Genomic DNA, 20069 nt, shown 5'->3' on the forward strand with positions numbered 1-20069 from the left:
CACATTTTGCTGCGCTCCACTCCCCCCCTCCCCCCCCCGGGGGGGTGTCTGCCTCGGGGGGGTGTGTTGTTGTGGGGTTGTTGCGTACCCCACCCCCCCCCCCCCACCCACGACCCACCCAGCCCGTACGGCGAAAGACCCCTTCAGCCGCCCGTCAGAAGGCGAAAGCGGCGCAGAACGACGTCGCCGTCTTGGCCGGGTCGGCGATCGACGTCGCGGTCAGCTTGATCTGCGCGATGTGGTCACCGCCCGCGGCCCGTTTGGCGTGCGCCGTCGCCGAAGACCGCCCACCGAACGGGACGGTGGACAGCTCGTTCGGCAGCCGGACCTCCCAGCCCTTCGCGGTGGTGGACGCGCTCAGGCGGTAAGTGTCGGTGTCGTAGGGCGCCGCGGCACCCTTCGCGTCGCCGGTGTTGAGTACCGGGAACGAGCAGGTCGCGAGCCCCTGCTTGGCGAACGCCGGGACCGACGGCCACAGCGAAACGCCCCTGGCCCGCGTGCCGCCGCCGTCGAGCGAGGCCACCGTGACGACGTAAGACAGCACGCCCTTGCGGTCGCGCTCGACGTCCGTGACGAGGAACTTCAGCCTGTTCGCCTCATCGGTGTACTCGTACTTGCTCGCCGAACCGGTGCCCGCCTTGAAGGCGGCGTCGTTGAGCTGCCGGTAGTCGCCGATGGGGATCGGGACCGGAGTACCGTCCGGCTTCTTGTAGTCGGTCATGCCGATGTCGGCCGGATGCGCGTCGACGATCCATTCGAACGGCGCGTTGTCCTGGTTCTTCGTCTTCGCGATGATGACGCCGGAATCGGGGGCGAAGGAATCGCTGCCCATCCGGTCGACGACCTCGAGGGTGTAATTGTCGAAGCCGCCGCCGTCGCAGAACGGATCCTTCGAGCGATCGCATTTCGGCGAATGGTCCCCGCCGGTCAGCGCGATGGTGATTCCACTGTAGGCGCCCTGTCCCGGCAGGACCGAACGCGCCGTGATCCGCGTCGAAACCGGGCCGGTCTCGGCGAGGGAGTTCCGGTCGAGCTTCAGCACGTCTTCCTGGTCGATGATGTCGAGCTTCATCTTGGTGCGCAGCATGTGGTGCGACCCCATCGAGCCGCCCTGAATCGCCGGGATCTGCCAGCGTGTGTGCGGTCCGCCGGGTCCGTTGAAGCTGCCGCGCGACATCATCTCCCACGGGCCGGTGTAGGTCCTGGACGGCGGAGTGCCGAACGGGTTGTTGTAGTTGTCGCCGATGCCGAGAATGTGACTCAATTCGTGCGCGTAAACCGCCTGGCCCGAGCTTTCGGCCTGGGTCGAGGAGCCGGTGACCGCGTTCGGCCAGATGCTCGCCGCGGATTTCCACGACGTCCACGGGACATAGCGGGTGGACGCGGCGTTCGGCATTCCGGCGACACCGGGACCGAATTCGGCGGGCACGTTGCCCGGCTCGCCGAATTTCATCACGCCGAATTCCTGCCAGGTCGCGCTCTCGTCCTGACCGGCGGAAAGATAGAAGACGAAGTCGAACTGTTTGGCGACGTCACCGACGTCCGCCTTCCAGGCGGCGCCCGCGTCGGCACGCAGGTCACGCTTGCAGTTCGCGCCGGGCGGGCACGCGTCGGGCTGGAACTCCATGCCGTATTCGAAGGACTTGCCGGGCAGCCGGTACGGCCCGAACGCGGTCAGTTCGACGCCCATCCTGCCGCCGGAGTCCTCCATCCAGTACTCGTTGATCGTGTGGCCCTGGTTGAGCGCCTGCGGCTTGTTGAGGAAGTCCTGGTAGAACTTCGCGACGTTTGCCCGCGGGATGTTGTTGGCGGCGGGGCCGGGGTTGCCGAACACCGTCGAACGCGGGGGCTGCGTGACGGCGAAGTCCTGGTCCGGGTAGTCCGCGAGGACCACGGCACCCCTGAACGTCCGCTTGGTCGGCTTCAGCGTGGGATCGGCCCAGTTGGTGCCGGGCGGCTTGCGGTAGTCGTCCCACGTCATGTGGTCCTGGTTCTCCCAGGTCGACCCGTCGATCGGGGCGGGCCAGCCCTTCGTCGGCACCGCGGCGGACGCCGGCTGGGCGACCAGACCCGGCAGCAGTACGACGGTGGCGAGGACGGCGAGTGTTCTGAGTGGGGCTCGTCGGAGAGACGATCGCATCGGGGTACACCTCCCAGTCGGACCGCCGAGGAGGCGGCCGTGATCGACGTTAGGAGGCGGGCTTTGTCCTGGGCACCGCCGGAAGTCGTGAGTCCCGCTAACTACCGCCGGATGCTTCGGCTCCCTTTCGCATTCAGTCCTCTGAACGCGGGGTGGGAGGAGCGTCAGGAGACGCGGAGGGCGGTGACGAAACGGGGGCGTCCGGCCAGGTCCAGGTGGCCTCGGACGTCGGTCAGCACGCGTCGCGCCCGCACCAGGGCCGGGACGGCGGAGCCGTGCGTGTCGTCGTGCTCGATCGCCATCCCGCCGGTGGGCCGCAGCAGCCGCGCGGCGGCGGCGATCGCGTGCCGGATCACGGCCAGGCCGCTTTCCTCCGCGAACACCGCCCGCGCCGGGTCGTGCTCGGCGACTTCCGCCGGTACCGGCGTGCCTTCCGGGACGTACGGCGGGTTGCACAGGACCAGGTCGACGAGCCCGTCGAGTTCGGCGAACATCGTGCTGTCCGCGACGTCGCCGGAGTACAGCCGGATGGGCGTGTCCCCCGCGTCGGCGTGGACGTCGGCGTTGTGCCGCGCCCAGGCGAGCGCCTGGGCGTCGATGTCGACGGCGTAGACCACGGCGTCCGGCCGCGCGTGCTGCACGGCCAGCGCCAGCGCCCCGGAGCCGGTGCACAGGTCGACCACCACCGGGTACTCGCGCCCGTGCAGCAGTTTGACGCCCCATTCCAGGAGCAGTTCGGTCTCCGGACGCGGGACGAACACCCCGGCGCCGACGTTGACCGTGATGTCGCCGAGCGCCGCCCAGCCGGTGAGGTACTGCAGCGGGATCCGTTTGGCCCGCTGGTTCACGAGCTGGCCGATCGCGTCGATGACCGGCGGGTCCACCAGCGGCACCATCGGCAGGCGGCCGCGTTCGACGCCGAGGACATGGGAGGCGATCAGTTCCGCGTCCGAACGTGGTGACGCCACGCCGGCCTCGGTGAGAATGCGGGTCGCTTCCATGATGGCGAGGCGCAGCGGCTGCCGGTTCACTGGTGTTCCTTCACAGAGTCAAGCCTGACACACGAGGCACGCGTGCCGGGGTCGATACACGCGGGCTCAGGGTATCGATTGCTTTCAGCGCACCCGCCACGAGAGCGACGACAACGTCAGCGCCGCTTCGGCTACTCGCCGCGCGAGGTCGGTCTGCAGGCTCTTCGTCGCCGAAGCGATCCACTCGTCGACGTTCTGTACGCCGACGTCGCGGTACTCGACGGCCTGAAGCAGCATCTCCAGCTTGTCCGCGTCGCGTGCGTACAGCGCCTCCGGGCTCTCCGCGGTTTCGTACTCGTCGACGGCGTCGCGGACCGAGCCGCGCGCGGCGCCGGGGAGCGCGGACGTCTGCGCGGCGGTGATCGCCCGGGGGTCCGGCTTCTCGACGAAACCCTTGATCGTGTGCGGGAGGTCGCCGGTCCGCGTCTCCTGCGTGTCGTGCCAGAGCGCGAGGTACGCCGCCCGCGCCGGGTCGGCGCCGCCCTCGGCCGCAAGCAGGCCAGCCAGCTGCGCGACCCGCGTGGTGTGCTCGGCGACCGACTCGGGATCACGGACCCCGGCCTGCCACCATCCGGCCCGCCGGATCCGCTTGAGCACACCCAGTTCGAATCCGAACCTGGCCAGGGCTTCCACGCTGCTTCCCTCCGTGTCGACGACGAGCTGTCCGGCCAGTCTCCTCTGCCGCCGCCCAGGCGTGCCGCCCTGGTTCGACAGGGCACGAACTGATCACCCTCCGGAATCTCCTAAGGTGGCGCGAGTGAAGATCCGGGAACTGAGACTGGCCTTGGGCGTGTTTTCCGCCGCGCTCGGTGTGCTTCTCGTCCGTTTCCTGCTTCCGCGTCCGATCGGCATGGCGGACAACGGCGACGGCTGGCGCATCCTGTGCCAGTTCGGCGCGCGCGAACTCGACAGGCCTTCGGAACGCTTCGTCCGCTTTTCCTACGGCCCCGCCCCTGCCTGCAACAGCGAGTACATCTCCAGCCAGAGCTGGATCGACAAGATCGCCAGTGAGATCGGGCAGCTGCTCGGCTCGTCCTCGATCCTGAACCTGCTGGTCCTGGGCGTGCTCGGCTGTCTGCTGGTCGCGGGCGGGATCGCCGCGATCGTGACCGGCCTGCGCCTTACGGTCCGCGGCAGTGTCGTCGCCACGGCCGCGCTGCTGCTGGTCGCGGCGGACTCGGCCTTCTTCGGGTACTTCGCCTCCGTGCTGAGCGAGGGCGCCGCCTTCATCGGCATGCTTCTGCTCGCCGGCGGGCTCCTGCTGATGCACCGCACCGGGCCTTGGCGCTACACCGGAGCCGCGGTCACCGTGCTCGGCGCGATGATCGGGATCAACGCGAAATCGCAGACGCTGCTGCTGATCCCGCTGTTCGCGCTCGCGCTGCTGTTCGTCCGGCCCGCGGGCAGCCGCGGCCTCGCACGCTGGGCGCTGCCGCTGGCCGTGCTCGCCGTCGTCGGCGCGGGTACCGCGCTGGTGCAGGGGGCGGGCGACTCGGCCAACGCGGAGTACCGCGAGGCCAACATGTACCACGTCGTGTTCAACGGGATCGTGGACGGGAAACACGACACCACCGGCGACCTCGCCGCGCTGGGCCTCCCGCCGGAGTTCGCGAAGTACGTCGGCACCGGCTGGTGGAGCGAGAACGCGGCCTGGCACGACCCCGTGTACGCCCAGTACCGCGACAAGATCAGCCGCCGCAACGTCGCCCAGTACTACCTGGACCACCCCGTGCGCGTCGTCGAGATGCTGCACCGGTCCGCGCAGGAGACGCTGACCGCGCGGGTGCCGAACCTCGGCAGCTTCGGCGAGCACGCCGGGCAGCCGCCGCTGGCCAAGGAGTACCGGATCCCGGTCCTGTCCGGGATCACCGGCTGGATCGCCCCGCTGGGGCTGTTCGCCCTGCTGCCGATCTGGCTGCTCATCGGCTGGGCGGGCCTGCGCGCCTTCCGGAAACGCACCGGACGCCGCGACGTCGGCATCGTGGTGTTCGTGTTCCTGTTCTTCGCGATGGGCCAGATGCTGGTCTCCTGCCTCGCGGAAGGCATCGAGAACGTCAAGCACCAGCAGCTGACGATCTACCCGACCCTGCTGGCCGCCGCGTTCGCCGCGCTCTCGTTCCTGCCTCGGCGCGAAGAAGAACCGTCGACGGCCGAAGAAGTCGAGCCGGAGACAGCGTCCGTCGCCGGCTGACGCTCAGCGTGCCGGTGCCCAGAATCCCGCGAAGCTGCCGCACGCGACCTTCGCGCCCGTGAGCTTCTCCCGGATCCGCGGCTCCACACTGCTGTACCCGGTCGTCGGCGCGTCCGGGGTGACGGCGTCGGGCACCGGTGCGCCCGCGGTCAGCGCGACGGCCTTGACCGTCTGGAAGAGCACGAGATAGTCCCCTTCCCGGTCGAGGCGTTCCGCCGCCTCGACCATCCTTTCCGGACTGTCACCGGTCAGTTCCAGCGCGAGCGGCCAGTCCAGCGGGAACGGGTTGCGGACCCCGAAGACCGGCGCGACGAACGGGTTGTCCGGCAGGATCGCCACCTTCGACGCCGGGTAGCGGTCGAGGCAGCCGCGGATCTGGGCGACGTAGGTGTACACGCTGGGATTCGTGCGGACGCCGCGTAACGACGGCGCGATGTCCCCGAGGTCCTTCGTCAGTTCACCCTGTGGCCTGTCCGCGTACGGCGCCTTGTCGTGCGCGGAGATCAGCAGCAGTCCGGCGAGCGTGAACGCGGTGGCACCGAGGACGCCGCCCACGAGCTTGGGCAGGCGTGGCGGATCCGACGGCACGACGGCTTCCAGCACACCCAGCGCGAAGATCCCGGTGAGCAGTCCCGGAAGCGGGTAGCCCCAAGACAGGCTGGCCATCCAGCCGAGAGCGGCGATCGCCAGGTGCTGCCAGGGCAACCGTCTTCGGACGACGGCGTCGAGCAGCGCGGCGGCCACGAAGAGCCACAGCAACGTGATCGGCCAGCTGCCCGCGTGTTCGAACCCGCCGTCAGCCACGACGAACACCACCACGGCCACGACGCACAGGCCCGTCACGACGCGGAGCCAGCGGCCCGGCTCGCCGAGCCGTTCGCGGGCGGACCACGTCACGGCGACGACGAGCATTCCGAGCACGACCGGGAGGAGGTACGTCCTCGGATCGGTGCGGCCGGTGAAATCCGCCGTCCAGAACCCGTAGAGGCCTTCACCCCACGTCTGTTTGCCGCCGGTGAGCTGCTCGATCGCCGAGCGCAGTCCCCCGGCGACGGTGACCATGCCGAAGTACAGCAACGGCGCCGCACCGAGCACGAGGACGTCGCCGAGCAGGCGCGGCCATTTCTTCGGCGGCGCGCCGGGGTGGAACAGCAGGATCAGCAGTCCGATCGGGGCGGCGAACAGGAAGCTCTGCTTGACGATGGCCGCGAACCCGAGGCAGAACAGGCCGAGCAGGCGTTGCCATCGCGAGCCGGAGCGCAGTCCGCTGTCGAGCTGCCACCAGCCGACCGCGACCAGGAAGACACCGTCGACGGTGTGCCAGGCCATCAGTGGATAGGTGTTCAGGCAGACCAGCGCGGCGGCGAAGACCAGCCCGAGCCGCAGCGGGCCCCAGTCCAGCGGCGAAGTCCTGGTCACCAACGCGGCGAGGGCGATCGTGGCGACGGTGAGTTGCACCATCATCACGAAACTCGAGCCGATCATCAGCGGCGCGGGGACGAGATGGTCGATCAGGTGCAGATAGGCCGAACCGAACGGCCTCGGCCCGAGGACGTCGACGTGCGGGATCTCCCCGTTCAGGACCCGCCGCACCTGTGCCAGCACGAATCCCTGGTCGGTCGGATTGAAACCGAACCGGCCGATCCTGGCGACGATGACCGCGCTGAGCAGGACCGTTCCGGCTCCGAGCACGAAGGCTCGCAGGAGACGTTTCCGAGTCTCCGGAAGCGGTCTTTCCTTGATGTCCACATCACTTGCACTGGCCACGAAACAGTGTTCCCCCGGGAAATGATTTTCTTACTACAAGGAACCGTAGCGGCGGCGGGGAATCATCGATAGGCCCGTTCGGCCGCACTACCGCGACGCCCGTACGCTGAACACATCCGCACTCGCCGAAGGGCCCGCGAAATAGTCATGGATCTCCGGGAAACAGCAGTTGTCACGCGGATATCCGCGAATGTCGAAACCGAGGATTTCGCCGCGGCCGCCGCGCTGGGCGAACGCTTCATCGGCGAGTTCGAGGCGACCGAGCTGGAGATCTGCCGGGCGGATCCCGAAGGCGGCTGGACGGGGTACTCGGTCTCCGTCGGCTATCGCACGCCTCCGGCGGAAGACGAGGAGCTCGCCGACACCCTGCACCGCGCCGCGGTACCGGCGCTTTTCCACTTCGGCCTGAACGCGGAATTCTTCGAAATCCGCGGCACGCCCGAGACCGGCCAATACGGAAGCTACGACGCCGCCGACACACCGATGGACGGCTGCACGCTCTATTCGCTGATGGCGGCCGTCGGCGGTACCGATCCGCGCGAACCGGCGTACGTCCCCCGGCACGATTTCTCCCCGCGCGCGGAAACCGATGTCATTTCGCGGGTACACCTTTACGTCCCCACCGGTGACCTCCGGCTGGCCGTGGGCCTGTGCGGCCGTCCCGCCGTCGACCTTTCGGCGTCCCTGGTCCGGATCAGCACGGACGCGGGCCCCTGCGAAGCAGTATTGCTGTCGGCATTCCCGGCTTTCGCCGGGGAAAGCGGCGAAGAAGCGCTCAGCCGGGTCACGGCCGAGGTGACCGACAGGCTCTCAGACGTGGGCATGTCCGTCCGGGCCATCCACACCGGACTCGAGGACGACCCCTTCTACACCGAACCCGGCTAGCGATCAGCCGGCGTGGGCGGCGAGCCGCTCCTCGCGGTCCGCGGTGATGAGCGCGTTCAGCACGCCGTCGAGGTCGCCGTCGAGGACCTGGTCCAGGTTGTAGGCCTTGTAGTTCACCCGGTGGTCCGCGATGCGGTTCTCGGCGAAGTTGTAGGTGCGGACCCGCTCGGAACGGTCGACGGTCCGGACCTGCGAGCGACGAGCGTCCGACGCCTTCGCGGCGGCCTCTTCCTCGGCGATCGCCTGGAGGCGGGCCTGCAGCACCTGCAGGGCGCGGGCGCGGTTCTGGATCTGCGACTTCTCGTTCTGGCACGAGACGACCACACCGGTCGGGAGGTGCGTGATGCGCACGGCCGAGTCGGTCGTGTTCACGCTCTGGCCTCCGGGGCCGGACGAGCGGTAGACGTCGATCCGCAGGTCGTTCGGGTCGATCTCGACCTCGACGTCCTCGGGTTCTGGGTAGATGAGCACGCCGGACGCGGAGGTGTGGATACGGCCCTGCGATTCGGTGGCGGGCACGCGCTGTACGCGGTGCACCCCGCCCTCGAACTTGAGCCGCGCCCAGACACCGTCGGCATCGGCCGAGCGGCTCTTGATGGACACGGTGACGTCCTTGAAGCCGCCGAGGTCCGAGTCGACCGAGTCGAGCACCTCGGCCTTCCAGCCGTGACGCTCGGCGTAGCGCAGGTACATGCGCAGCAGGTCGCCGGCGAACAGCGCCGACTCCTCGCCGCCTTCACCCGATTTGATCTCCATGACCACGTCGGATCCGTCATATGGGTCGCGCGGCAGGAGCAGTTCGGTGAGCTTGGCTTCGAGCACGGGGATCTTGGCCGAGATCTCCTCGGCCTCGGCCGCGAAGGACGAGTCTTCGGCCGCCAGCTCCTTCGCCGTCTCGAGGTCTTCGCGGGCGGTGTCGAGCTCGCGGACCGTCTTGACGACAGGGCTCAGCTCCGCGTAACGGCGGCCGAGCTTGCGTGCGCGCGCCTGGTCGGCGTGCACGGACGGGTCGGCCAGCTGCTCTTCCAGCCGGACGTGCTCTTCGAGCAGACCCTTGAGCGAACTCGAATCCACCACTCCACCTCTCAACACCCTGGATAGAAACCATGAAAAACGGCGCCTACCCGGACATGCGGGTAGGCGCCGTTGTTCAAGCTACTTGGCGTCTTCGGCCTTCTTGCGCTTGCCGTAGCGAGCCTCGAAGCGCGCGACGCGGCCGCCGGTGTCCATGAGCTTCTGCTTGCCGGTGTAGAACGGGTGGCAGTTCGAGCAGATCTCGACGTGGAGAGCGCCGGAGGTCTTGGTGCTGCGCGTGGTGAATTCGTTGCCACAGTCACAGTTCACGTGCGTGACGACGTACTCGGGGTGAATACCGCTTTTCATGGTGTCCTCTCTCGTTGGCCCCGGGTCCCCGTGCGGGGTGAACCGGTGCCGGACTTCAGCGGATGATTTTGCCAGAGGCGCTGGCAGTGGGGTTAACGCACCCCTCCCTCGGCATATTCCAACACGTTGAGTTATCAACTATCTACGCCGAGTTGTACGAAATTTGTACTCGCTCACGAGACAATCCTTCTGTTGGTTAATACTCAACAGGAGGTTTGCATCATGCGTACCATCCTCGCCAAGGTGGCGAAGCCGGCGGCCGTCGCCGCGCTGGCCATCGCGGCCCTCGCCGTGGCTCCGGTCGCCGGCGCCGCTCCGGCCGCCCCCGAAGCGGGCTCCACCATCACCGCCGCCGACATCAACCCGGCCGCGGGGACGTTCACCACCGTGCCCGAAGGTGACCTGTCCATCCAGGGCGCCGGCGACGGCACGCCCGCCGGCGCCGTCCAGTGGTACAAGAACCACGCCGGCTCCACCGCGTACCAGGGCCTCTGCGAAAAGGCCGCCGAGAACGCGTACGGGACCACCGGCGTCTGGGCCTCGGCCAACGCGCACTGGAACGGCGCCAGCCCGAAGCACACGACCGGGACGCCGCCGAAGGGCTCCTTCGTGTACTGGAACATCAGCCAGTGGGGCCACGTCGGCATCGCCGACGGCTCCGGCGGGATCTACGCCTCCAGCATCGGCGGCAAGATCGGCCACGCGTCGAGCGTGAACTACTTCAACAACTACCGCGGCTGGACCCCCGCGGCCGTTCCGCACCGCTGAGCATCTAAGCATCGGGGTCGCGCGTGAAGGCCCCCTTCCCTTCGCTGAGCGGAGGGAAGGGGGCCTTCACGCGCTTCAGGGTGTGGGCGCGGCGAGGACGGTTCTAGTGCGAAGAAGCGTGATCAGAGACGGATCTCGCGTGATCAGGCGGCGATCTCGCGTGATCAGAGACGGATCTCGCGTGATCGGACGACGTTCACCGAGTTCGCCGTCTGATCACGCGAGATCCGTTCCTGATCACGCGAGTTACGTCTCTGATCACCTCGGGTTCGGACACGACGGCGCCGTCGCCTTACCCCTCAACTCACGAGGGCCAACCAGCGCTTCGTCGCGCGCGGCGAGGTCAACCGCACCACCGGCACCTCCGGATCCGCGGCCCAGCCGCGGATCGTGCGCCGTTTGCGGGCGAAGGACTTGAAGTGCCAGAGGATGATCGAGTCGCGGGAGACCATCCCCCGCAGCGTTTCGACGTTGCCGTTGCAGATCCGGCGGCGCGTGACGCAGCGCACCACGGTCCGGCGCAGCAGCCTGCCCAGCGAGACCCAGCGCGGATAGTCCAGCGCCACGATCAGTTCGGCACGGGGCTGCGCGATGTCGCGCCATTTGCTGAACATGCCGTCGATGATCCAGCGGTCGCCCGCGACCAACGCGGTGATCCGGCGCCGTTGCTCGTCGTCGGGGACGGGCACCCAGCCCGGCTGCCAGCAGAGGTCGTCGTCGACCGAATGCCGCGGCAACCCGGTCCGCTCGGCCAGTTTCCGGGCCAGCGTCGACTTGCCCGAACCGGTGACCCCGTACACAACGATCCGCCCTGGTCCCGCAGCCACGACATCCTCCTGCGCCTCAAGTACATGAAGGCCCCCTTCCTTGCGTCTAGCGCAAGGAAGGGGGCCTTCATGTACTTACCAGACCGAGAACTCAGTCGTCGTCGTTCGAGCCGAGGGCCGTCTTCGAGACCTGCATGAGGAACTCGATGTTGGTCTTCGTCTTGCGCAGACGCGAGATCAGCAGGTCGATGGCCTGCTGCGAGTCCAGCGCGTGCAGCACCCGGTGCAGCTTGTGGGTGACAGCGAGCTCGTCCGGCGAGAGCAGCAGATCTTCCTTGCGGGTACCGGACGGGTTGATGTCCACCGCGGGGAACACGCGCCGCTCGGCGATCTTCCGGTCGAGCTTGAGGTCCGCGTTCGCGGTGCCCTTGAACTCTTCGAAGATGACCGTGTCACCGGTGGACCCGGTCTCGACCATCGTCGTGGCGAAGATCGTCAGCGAGCCGCCGTTCTCGATGTTGCGCGCCGCGCCGAGGAAACGCTTCGGCGGGAACAGCGCCGTCGAGTCGACACCACCGGAGAGGATCCGGCCGGACGCGGGGGCCGCCAGGTTGTAGGCACGACCCAGACGGGTGATCGAGTCGAGCAGCACGACGACGTCGTGGCCCATCTCGACCAGCCGCTTCGCCCGCTCGATGGCGAGCTCCGCGACCGAGGTGTGGTCGGACGGCGGACGGTCGAAGGTGGAGGCGATGACCTCACCCTTCACCGACCGCTGCATGTCGGTGACCTCTTCCGGACGCTCGTCCACGAGCACGACCATCAGGTGGCACTCGGGGTTGTTCGTCGAGATCGCGTTCGCGATGTCCTGCATGATCGTCGTCTTGCCCGCCTTCGGCGGCGACACGATCAGGGCACGCTGTCCCTTGCCGACCGGCATCACCAGGTCGATGACGCGGGTGGTGAGCTTGTGCGGCTCGGTCTCGAGGCGCAGTCGCTCGTTCGGGTACAGCGGGGTCAGCTTGGTGAACTCGGGACGGTGCTTGGACTCGTCCGGCTCCAGGCCGTTGATCGAGTCGACGCGCACCAGCGGGTTGAACTTCTGCCGCTGCTGCTCGCCGTCACGCGGCTGGCGCACGAAACCGGTGATGGCGTCACCGCGGCGCAGGCCGTACTTGCGGACCAGCGAAAGCGAGACGTACACGTCGTTCGGCCCGGCGAGGTAGCCCGAGGTACGCACGAACGCGTAGTTGTCGAGCACGTCCAGGATGCCCGCGACGGGCAGCAGGACGTCGTCCTCGCGGATCTCGGTGTCGGGCGAGCCGCCCTGCTCGCGGCCACCGCCGGTACCCCGGCGACGACGGTCGCGGAAGCGACGGCCGCGACGGCCGCCTTCCTCGTCGTCGTCACCCTGCGGGCCCTGGCCCTGACGCTGGCTGTTGTCCTGGCCGCCGCCCTGCTGGTTGCGCTGGCGGTTGTCCTGGCCGCGGTTGTCGCGGTTGCCGTCACGGCCGCCGTCGCGGTTGCCCTGGCGGTTGCCGCCCTGCTCACCACGGTCGCCCCGCTCGTTGCGGTCAGCACGGTCACCACGTTCGTTGCGGTCACCGCGCTCGCCACGCTCACGCTGCTGGCCACCCTGCTCGGGCGCACCCGCGGCGCGGTTGGAGCCACGGCGACGACGGCTGCGGCCGCCCTCTTCCTGCTGCGACTGGCCGTCCTGCTGCCCGTTGTCCTGCTGGGCGGGCCGCTCGGCGGGCGCGGAGCCGTTCTCCGAAGACCTCTCAGACTTTTCAGCCTTCTCGGCGCGCGGGGCTTCGGCCGGGGCGGCTTCCGTCTTGGGCGCTTCGGCCTTCGGGGCCTCCTGCTTCGGGGCCTCCGTCTTGGGCGCTTCGGCCTTGGGAGCCTTGCGCGGTGCATCGATGCCCTCGAGCGGAAGCGTTTCGCTCGCCGCGGCGGGGGTCTTGCGCTTGGTCTTGCCCTGGCGCTCGCGGATGGCCGCGATCAGGTCGCCCTTACGCATACCCGTCGTCTCGCCGATGCCGAGATCCCCAGCGATCGAGCGCAGCTCGGCGACGGTCTTGCCGGTCAATCCGCCGACCGTGCGCTTGGGAGCGACGGCGCCGTTCGACTCGGCGGCGCCACCTTCGACGTCGCTCAAAAGATCGGTGTTGCTCACAAATGTCCTTCCTGACCGATCCACGCCTCCAGGCGGATCAGCGGACCGCCGCTCGCGTCCGATTGCGAAACGGCGTAGTTGGCTCCCGATACGGGCGATCAGCTCCTCAGCCGTGTTGAACACAGCGGAGCTGTTCCAACAGGACCAAGAAAAGGCCTCCAGCACAGGGATTTGCGTCCTCCAAACGGAGGAAGCGGAATTCGGCACCGCCGGAACCGGGAACCCGCCTGTGTCGGTCTGTCAGCCCCGCTTGCCAGGCTGTGCTTTTGCCGGACTCTGTGCGGAACTGGCGGATCAACGAAGGATGCGGGCCAAGGATGACACTGGTCACCTGGACCGGCACCGGGTGCGGAAACGCACGGTGATCGAACGCCCCCGAGGGTAGACCGCGCCACGGCCGGGTGCAACAACCACCCCCCGCGTGGCGGGATGGGCTCCGGCATGTGACCGAGGCTTTACTGAGCCGCAACCTGAACGCCGCCAGGATCGATCGGCAGCTCGGTGACGTCGAAGGATGTAACGTCGACACCCGTCGGGAGTATTCCGCCGGTGGTCAGCGCGAGCACGGTCGGACCGGCTCCGGAGATGGCCGCGGCCACTCCTTCGGCCCTCAGCGCGCGCACCAGTTCGCTGCTCGCCGGGTACGCGGGCGCCCGGTAATGCTGGTGGAGCCGATCTTCGGTCGCGGAGAGCAACAGGTCGGGGCGCGCCGTGAGCGCGTGGACGGCGAGCGCCGCCCGGCCCGCGGTGAACGCCGCGTCCACGTGCGGGACCTGGGCGGGAAGCAGCCCGCGCGTCGCGTCGGTCGAGGACCGCAGCGCCGGGACGGCGACCACGGGCCGGATGTCGTGATGCGGCTGGAGCCGTTCGGCGCGGAACCGCTCACCCTCGTTCCAGGCGACCACAAAGCCGCCCAGCAGGCTCGCCGCGGCGTTGTCGGCGTGCCCCTCGAACCCGGCGGCCAGCTGCAGCGCGTCGTCGTCCAAGGGCTTCTCCGCCAGCGCGTACGCCGCCGCGACGCCGGTCACGACAGCGGCTGCGGACGAACCGAGGCCGCGGGCGTGCGGGATGGCGTTGAAGCAGCGCAGGTGCACACCGGGCGGCCGGAGGCCGAGGTGCTCGCAACCACGCCGGAAAGCCCTGATGACCAGGTGCGATTCGTCGGTCGGGACGTCGTCCGCGTCACCGGCGCCGGCGTCGACCACCTCGATCTTGAGCCCGGCGTCGGTGATCCGGAGTTCGACCCGGTCGTACAGCGCCAGTGCCAGGCCCAGCGTGTCGAACCCCGGGCCGAGGTTCGCCGAAGACGCCGGGACCTTGACCTTGAGCAGCGTCATCGCAGGTCCAGCGCGGCGGCGACGGCGGTCGGGTCGACGGCGAGCGGCTCGACCTCGACGTTGCCTTCCAGCGCCGTGGCCGGGTCCTTCAGCCCGTGTCCGGTGACGGTGCACACAACGGTCGAGCCCTTCGGCAGGCGTCCGTCGGCGGCCGTGGCGAGCAGGCCCGCGACGCTGGTCGCCGAAGCGGGCTCGACGAACACGCCCTCCTTCCGGGCGAGCAGCCGATACGCCTCGAGGATCTTCTCGTCGGTGATCGCTTCGAACAGCCCGGCGGACGCGTTCTTCGCCTTCATCGCGCCGTCCCAGGACGCGGGGCTGCCGATGCGGATCGCGGTCGCGATGGTGTCCGGATCGGCCACCGGTTCGCCGTGCACCAGCGGCGCGGCACCGGCCGCCTGGAACCCGAACATCCGCGGGGTGTTCTTCACCACACCGTCACCGGCGTACTCGGAATATCCGGCCCAGTAGGCGGTGATGTTGCCCGCGTTGCCGACCGGCAGGCAGTGGATGTCCGGTGCCTTGCCGAGGACGTCGCAGATCTCGAACGCGGCGGACTTCTGGCCGGCGATGCGCACCGGGTTGACCGAGTTGACCAAGGTCACCGGGTAGTCGATCGCGGTCTTCTGCGCCAGTTCGAGGCAGTCGTCGAAGTTGCCGTCCACCTGCAGGATCCGCGCGCCGTGCTGGACGGCCTGGGCGAGTTTGCCCATCGCGATCTTGCCCTGCGGGACGAGTACCGCGCAGGTGAGCCCGGCACGGGCCGCGTAGGCCGCGGCCGACGCGGAGGTGTTGCCCGTGGAGGCGCAGATGACCGCCTTGAGCCCGCTGGCGAGCGCGTGCGTGATGGCCACGGTCATCCCGCGGTCCTTGAAGGACCCCGTCGGGTTCACGCCCTCGACCTTGAGGTGGACCTCGCAGCCGGTGAGTTCCGAGAGGTGCGGCGCGGGCAGCAACGGGGTGTTGCCCTCGCCGAGGGTGATCACCTTCGCACCGGCCGGGACCGGGATCCGGTCGGGATAGGCCTGGATGATTCCTGGCCACGGTTGGGGAATCACTGGTCTTCGCCTTCCACGCGCATCACACTGACGACCTGGTTCACCACGTCGAGCTTGGCAATTTCGTCCACAGTGGACCGCAATGCCGCGTCCGGCGCCAGGTGGGTGACGACGACCAGGCTGGCCGTGTCGTCGGCGTCACGCTGCCGCACCGCGGCGATGCTGACGCCGTGCCCGGCGAACGCCTGGGCCACCTGGGCGAGGACGCCCGCTCGATCGGCCACGTCGAGACTGACGTGGTACCGCGTCGGCGTCTGGCCCATCGGCCTGACCGGGAGCGCGGCGTGCGCGGATTCGCGCGGGCCACGGCCGCCGACGACCCGGTTTCGAGCCACCGCGACGAGGTCGCCGAGCACGGCACTCGCGGTCGGCGCGCCACCGGCGCCCTGACCGTAGAACATCAGCTCACCGGCGGCGTCGGCCTCGACGTAGACGGCGTTGTACGCGCCGCCGACCCCGGCGAGCTGGTGCCCGCGCGGGATCATCACCGGATGCACGCGCGCCGAAACGGATTCGGTGCCGTCGTCGGAGGTGACGCGCTCGCAGATGGCGAGCAGCTTCACCGTGCGGCCCAGCACGTTCGCGGCGGCGAGGTCCGACGCGGTCACGTCGGCGATGCCTTCACGATGCACATCGGACGCCGTCACCCGGGTGTGGAACGCGAGCGAGGCGAGGATCGCGGCCTTGGACGCGGCGTCGTAGCCGTCGACGTCGGCTGTCGGGTCCGCCTCGGCGTATCCGAGCCTGCTGGCCTCTTCCAGTGTTTCCGCGTAGCCGGCACCGGTGGAGTCCATCGCGGACAGGATGAAGTTGGTGGTGCCGTTGACGATCCCCATCACGCGGGTGATGCGGTCGCCTGCCAGCGATTCGCGCAGCGGGCGCAGCAACGGGATCGCCCCGGCGACGGCCGCCTCGAAGTACAGGTCGACGCCCGCCGCGTCGGCGGCCTCGAACAGCTCCGCGGAATGCTCGGCCATCAGCGCTTTGTTCGCCGTGACAACGGATTTCCCGGCCTTGAGCGCGTCGAGCAGCCACTCCCGCACCGGTTCGATGCCACCGACCAGTTCGACGACGACGTCGACGTCCGGGGAGGTGACGAGCTTCGTCACGTCCGAGGTCACCAGTTCCGGCGGCAGCTCGGGGTGCTTGTCGGGGCGCCGCACCGCGATGCCCGCCAGCTCCACCCTGGCGCCCGCCCTGGCGGCGAGCTCTTCGGCCTGCTCGGTGAGCAGCCGGACGACCTCGCCGCCGACCGTTCCGCAGCCCAGCAGGGCGACCCTGATCACGCGTCCGTCCACAGTAGACACTTGCTAGACCTCCAGGCGCAGCATGTCGTCCGTCGTCTCCCGCCGCAACAGCAAGCGGGCGCTGCCGTTGCGCACGGCCACCACCGCGGGCCGCGGCTGCCGGTTGTACCCGCTGGCCATCGAGTAGCAGTACGCCCCGGTGGCCGCCACGGCGAGCAGGTCGCCGGGAGCAAGGGTGTCGGGCAGCCAGCAGTCGCGGACGACGATGTCGCCGGACTCACAGTGTTTTCCCACGACCCGGGACAGCGCGGCGGCGGCCTGGCCGTCCCCGTCGTCGTCGGAGGAGCGGGAAACGAGACGGCAGTCGTACACCGCGTCGTAGAGCGCGGTGCGGATGTTGTCGCTCATCCCGCCGTCGACGCTGACGTAGCGCCGGGCGGCCTTGTCTCCGAGCGAGACGTCCTTGATGGTGCCGACCTCGTACAGCGTGATCGTGCCGGGACCGGCGATGGCGCGGCCTGGCTCACCGGCGATCTTCGGCACCGGCAGGCCCGCGTACTCGCATTCCTTGCGGACGATCTCGCGGATCTGCGTGATCATCTGCGCGGGCGGGGGCGGGTTGTCCTTGTCGGTGTAGGCGATACCGAAACCGCCGCCGAGGTCGACGATGGACAGCTGGTCGAGCAGGTCGGTGCCGTGCTCCTTGGCGAGTTCGCCCAGCAGGCCGACCACGCGGCGGGCGGCGACCTCGAAGCCGTCGGCGTCGAAGATCTGCGAACCGATGTGGCTGTGCAGGCCGATCAGCTTGAGCGACGGCGCGTTGAGCACCCGGCGCACGGCCTCGGCCGCGTCACCGGAAGCCAGCGAGAAGCCGAACTTCTGGTCCTCGTGCGCGGTCGCGATGAACTCGTGGGTGTGCGCCTCGACGCCGACGGTGACCCGGATCAGCACGTCCTGCACGACGTCGTGCCGGGCGGCCACGTCGGCCAGCCGCGCGATCTCGTAGTAGGAGTCGACCACGACCGTGCCGACACCCCCCTCGACGGCCACTTCGAGCTCGGCGAGGGATTTGTTGTTGCCGTGGAAGGTGATCCGCTCGGCCGGGAAGTTCGCGCGCTGCGCGACGGCGAGTTCGCCGCCACTGCAGACGTCCAGGCTCAGCCCCTGCTCGGCCACCCAGCGGGCGATCTCGATGGACAGGAACGCCTTGGACGCGTAGTGCACGAGCGCCGGGTCGTCGAACGCCTCGGCGTAGTCGGCGCAACGGGACTTGAAGTCGGCCTCGTCGACGACGAACAGCGGCGTGCCGTAGTTCTCGGCGAGTTCGCGAACGTCGACTCCGGCGATGCGCACGACGCCGTCACCGCCGCGAAAGGTGTTGCGGGGCCAGACCTTCGGGTACAGCCTGTCGAGTTCCGCCGGACTCGACGGCGGGAAACCGGAGGCGTCGGCGTGGGGGTAGACGTCGGCGTGGCGGGGGCCCGCGGGGTGAGCCATCGATTACATCCGTTCCGGAGCAGAGACACCGAGCACGCGAAGGCCGTTCGCCAGCACCTGGCGGGTCGCTTCACACAGCGCGAGACGGGAGAACGTGAGCGGGGTGACCTCTTCGTCGCCCTTCGGCAGGACCCGGCCGACGGCGTTCCACTTGTGGTAGGCGCCGGCGAGTTCTTCGAGGTACCGGGCGACGCGGTGCGGTTCGCGCAGCTGCGCCGCTCGGCGGAGGACGGTCGGGAATTCGCCGAGTGTACGGATCAGGTCGCCCTCGGCGGGCAGGGTGAGCAGGCCGAGGTCGGCTTCGCCCTCGAATGTGACACCGAGGTCGGAAGCGTTGCGCTGCAACGAGGCCAGCCGCGCGTGGGCGTACTGGACGTAGTAGACCGGGTTGTCGTTCGAATGCTTGCGCAGCAGGTCGAGGTCGACGTCCAAAGTGGAGTCGACCGAGTAACGGATCAGCTCGTAGCGGGCCGCGTCGACACCGACGGTGCCGACCAGGTCCTCCATGGTGATCACGGTACCGGCGCGCTTGCTCATCCGGACGGGTTTGCCGTCGGAGACCAGGTTGACCATCTGCCCGATCAGGACCTCGACCACGGCCGGGTCGTCGCCGAAGGCGGCCGCGGCGGCCTTGAGCCGGGCGATGTAGCCGTGGTGATCCGCGCCCAGCATGTAGATGCAGAGGTCGAAGCCGCGCTCGCGCTTGTCCTGGAAGTAGGCGAGGTCACCGGCGATGTAGGCCGGGTTGCCGTCCTTCTTGATGACGACGCGGTCCTTGTCGTCGCCGTGCTCCTTGGACTTGAGCCACCAGGCGCCGTCCTCGAAATACAGGTTCCCGGAGTCCTTCAGCCGCTGGACCGAGGACGCGACCGCGCCGGACTCGTGCAGCGAGTTCTCGTGGAAGTAGACGTCGAAGTCGGTGCCGAAGTCGTGCAGGCTCTGCTTGATCTCGGTGAACATCAGCTCGATGCCGACCCTGCGGAACGTCTCGGCCCGCTCGTCTTCCGGCAGCGAAAGCGCGCTCGGCTCCTGGCGGATGACCTCGGCGGCGATGTCGTTGATGTAGCCGCCCGCGTAACCGTCCTCGGGGGCGGGCTCGCCCTTGGCGGCGGCGACCAGCGACCGGACGAAGCGGTCGATCTGCGCGCCGTGGTCGTTGAAGTAGTACTCCCGGGTGACCAGGCCGCCCTGCGCGGACAGCACGCGGCCCAGCGCGTCGCCGACCGCGGCCCAGCGGGTGCCGCCGAGGTGGATCGGGCCGGTCGGGTTCGCCGAGACGAACTCGAGGTTGATCTTGAGGCCGGCCAGCTCGTCGCCGAGGCCGTACTTCTCGCCGGCGTCGAGGACCTGCTGGACGATCTGGCCCTGCGCGTCGGCGGCGAGCCGCAGGTTGAGGAAGCCCGGCCCGGCGACCTCGGCCGAGTCGATGCCGTCGGTGGCGGCGAGGGCCTCGGCCAGCGCGTCGGCGAAGTCGCGGGGCTTCATCCCCGCCTTCTTCGCCACCTGCAACGCCAGGTTGGTCGCGTAATCGCCGTGCTCGGGGTTGCGGGGACGTTCGATCGTCACCTTCTCCGGCAGCACGGAATCGTCGAGACCGCGCGCGGTGAGAACCTGCACGGCTGAGTTACGGACCAGGTCGGCGAGAGCTGCGGGAGTCACTCGCGGAATTCTAGGTGTGACCTGGTCCGGGCTTCGCAGCGACCGCCGGAAGGTGTGAGCCAAGCCGGTGATCTTCCAGCTGTTCACGGTGATCAGACGCGCGGTCTCTACACTGGCCCGCGCAGGGACCACCCCCTTTGGAGAACGCAGGAGCCATGGCTAA

General features: G+C 68.9%; 16 protein-coding genes. 3 read left to right on the plus strand and 13 right to left on the minus strand.

Annotated elements, in window-relative coordinates; translation table 11 throughout:
- Positions 1 to 154 precede the first annotated feature (154 nt).
- The 3 genes from ACZ6YV_RS07285 to ACZ6YV_RS07295 all read right to left on the minus strand — a co-directional run bounded on the left by ACZ6YV_RS07285 (position 155) and on the right by ACZ6YV_RS07295 (position 3804).
- A complete protein-coding gene (locus tag ACZ6YV_RS07285; protein WP_465508798.1) occupies positions 155 to 2140 on the minus strand; it encodes a M6 family metalloprotease domain-containing protein in 1986 nt (661 codons plus the stop codon).
- Positions 2141 to 2304: 164 nt separating this feature from the next.
- Positions 2305 to 3171 carry a peptide chain release factor N(5)-glutamine methyltransferase gene (prmC, locus tag ACZ6YV_RS07290; RefSeq protein ID WP_378243561.1) on the minus strand — a complete coding sequence of 289 codons (867 nt, stop codon included), beginning with the start codon at positions 3169 to 3171 and terminating at the stop codon, positions 2305 to 2307.
- Positions 3172 to 3255: 84 nt separating this feature from the next.
- On the minus strand, positions 3256 to 3804 hold the full coding sequence (locus tag ACZ6YV_RS07295; protein ID WP_378243563.1) for an HD domain-containing protein: 549 nt from the start codon (positions 3802 to 3804) through the stop codon (positions 3256 to 3258).
- Positions 3805 to 3928: 124 nt separating this feature from the next.
- Here ACZ6YV_RS07295 and wsfD point away from each other — a divergent pair, with 124 nt between their 5' ends.
- Positions 3929 to 5362 (plus strand): glycan biosynthesis hexose transferase WsfD, encoded by a 1434-nt coding sequence (gene wsfD / locus ACZ6YV_RS07300; protein ID WP_465508799.1) that lies wholly within the window; start codon positions 3929 to 3931, stop codon positions 5360 to 5362.
- Between the two features lie 3 nt (positions 5363 to 5365).
- Here wsfD and ACZ6YV_RS07305 read toward each other — a convergent pair whose 3' ends face one another.
- Complete coding sequence (locus ACZ6YV_RS07305) at positions 5366 to 7129, minus strand: hypothetical protein (RefSeq protein ID WP_465508800.1); 1764 nt, start codon at positions 7127 to 7129, stop codon at positions 5366 to 5368.
- Positions 7130 to 7276: 147 nt separating this feature from the next.
- On the opposite strand from ACZ6YV_RS07305, the gene ACZ6YV_RS07310 reads away from it, so the two are divergent.
- Positions 7277 to 8014, plus strand: coding sequence for a hypothetical protein (locus ACZ6YV_RS07310; RefSeq protein ID WP_465508801.1), 738 nt, complete (start codon positions 7277 to 7279; stop codon positions 8012 to 8014).
- Between the two features lie 3 nt (positions 8015 to 8017).
- Here ACZ6YV_RS07310 and prfA read toward each other — a convergent pair whose 3' ends face one another.
- Together prfA and rpmE are read right to left on the minus strand one after the other, a co-directional pair.
- Positions 8018 to 9088: a peptide chain release factor 1 gene (prfA, locus tag ACZ6YV_RS07315; protein WP_465508802.1), complete on the minus strand. Its 1071-nt coding sequence runs from the start codon at positions 9086 to 9088 to the stop codon at positions 8018 to 8020.
- 81 nt (positions 9089 to 9169) lie between these two features.
- Positions 9170 to 9397 carry a 50S ribosomal protein L31 gene (gene rpmE, locus ACZ6YV_RS07320; RefSeq protein WP_465508803.1) on the minus strand — a complete coding sequence of 76 codons (228 nt, stop codon included), beginning with the start codon at positions 9395 to 9397 and terminating at the stop codon, positions 9170 to 9172.
- 222 nt (positions 9398 to 9619) lie between these two features.
- Here rpmE and ACZ6YV_RS07325 point away from each other — a divergent pair, with 222 nt between their 5' ends.
- On the plus strand, positions 9620 to 10165 hold the full coding sequence (locus tag ACZ6YV_RS07325) for a CHAP domain-containing protein (protein ID WP_465508804.1): 546 nt from the start codon (positions 9620 to 9622) through the stop codon (positions 10163 to 10165).
- 299 nt (positions 10166 to 10464) lie between these two features.
- Here ACZ6YV_RS07325 and ACZ6YV_RS07330 read toward each other — a convergent pair whose 3' ends face one another.
- The 7 genes from ACZ6YV_RS07330 to argS form a co-directional block, all read right to left on the minus strand.
- On the minus strand, positions 10465 to 10992 hold the full coding sequence (locus ACZ6YV_RS07330; protein ID WP_465508805.1) for an AAA family ATPase: 528 nt from the start codon (positions 10990 to 10992) through the stop codon (positions 10465 to 10467).
- A gap of 91 nt (positions 10993 to 11083) precedes the next feature.
- Positions 11084 to 13108, minus strand: a complete 2025-nt coding sequence (rho, locus tag ACZ6YV_RS07335; RefSeq protein ID WP_465508806.1) for a transcription termination factor Rho — start codon at positions 13106 to 13108, stop codon at positions 11084 to 11086.
- A 455-nt stretch (positions 13109 to 13563) separates the two neighbouring features.
- A complete protein-coding gene (gene thrB, locus ACZ6YV_RS07340; protein ID WP_465508807.1) occupies positions 13564 to 14445 on the minus strand; it encodes a homoserine kinase in 882 nt (293 codons plus the stop codon).
- Positions 14442 to 15503: a threonine synthase gene (gene thrC, locus ACZ6YV_RS07345; RefSeq protein WP_465508808.1), complete on the minus strand. Its 1062-nt coding sequence runs from the start codon at positions 15501 to 15503 to the stop codon at positions 14442 to 14444. The genes thrB and thrC overlap by 4 nt, the downstream gene beginning before the upstream one ends.
- Positions 15500 to 16810: a homoserine dehydrogenase gene (locus tag ACZ6YV_RS07350; protein ID WP_465508809.1), complete on the minus strand. Its 1311-nt coding sequence runs from the start codon at positions 16808 to 16810 to the stop codon at positions 15500 to 15502. Before ACZ6YV_RS07350 ends, thrC begins: the two co-directional genes overlap by 4 nt.
- Positions 16811 to 16813: 3 nt before the next feature.
- Positions 16814 to 18247 carry a diaminopimelate decarboxylase gene (gene lysA, locus ACZ6YV_RS07355; protein WP_465508810.1) on the minus strand — a complete coding sequence of 478 codons (1434 nt, stop codon included), beginning with the start codon at positions 18245 to 18247 and terminating at the stop codon, positions 16814 to 16816.
- A 3-nt stretch (positions 18248 to 18250) separates the two neighbouring features.
- Entirely contained in the window at positions 18251 to 19906 is a 1656-nt protein-coding gene (argS, locus tag ACZ6YV_RS07360; RefSeq protein WP_465508811.1) for an arginine--tRNA ligase, read from the minus strand.
- Between the last annotated feature and the right edge of the window lie 163 nt (positions 19907 to 20069).

It is taken from the genome of Amycolatopsis sp. NPDC102522 (genome assembly GCF_055584485.1).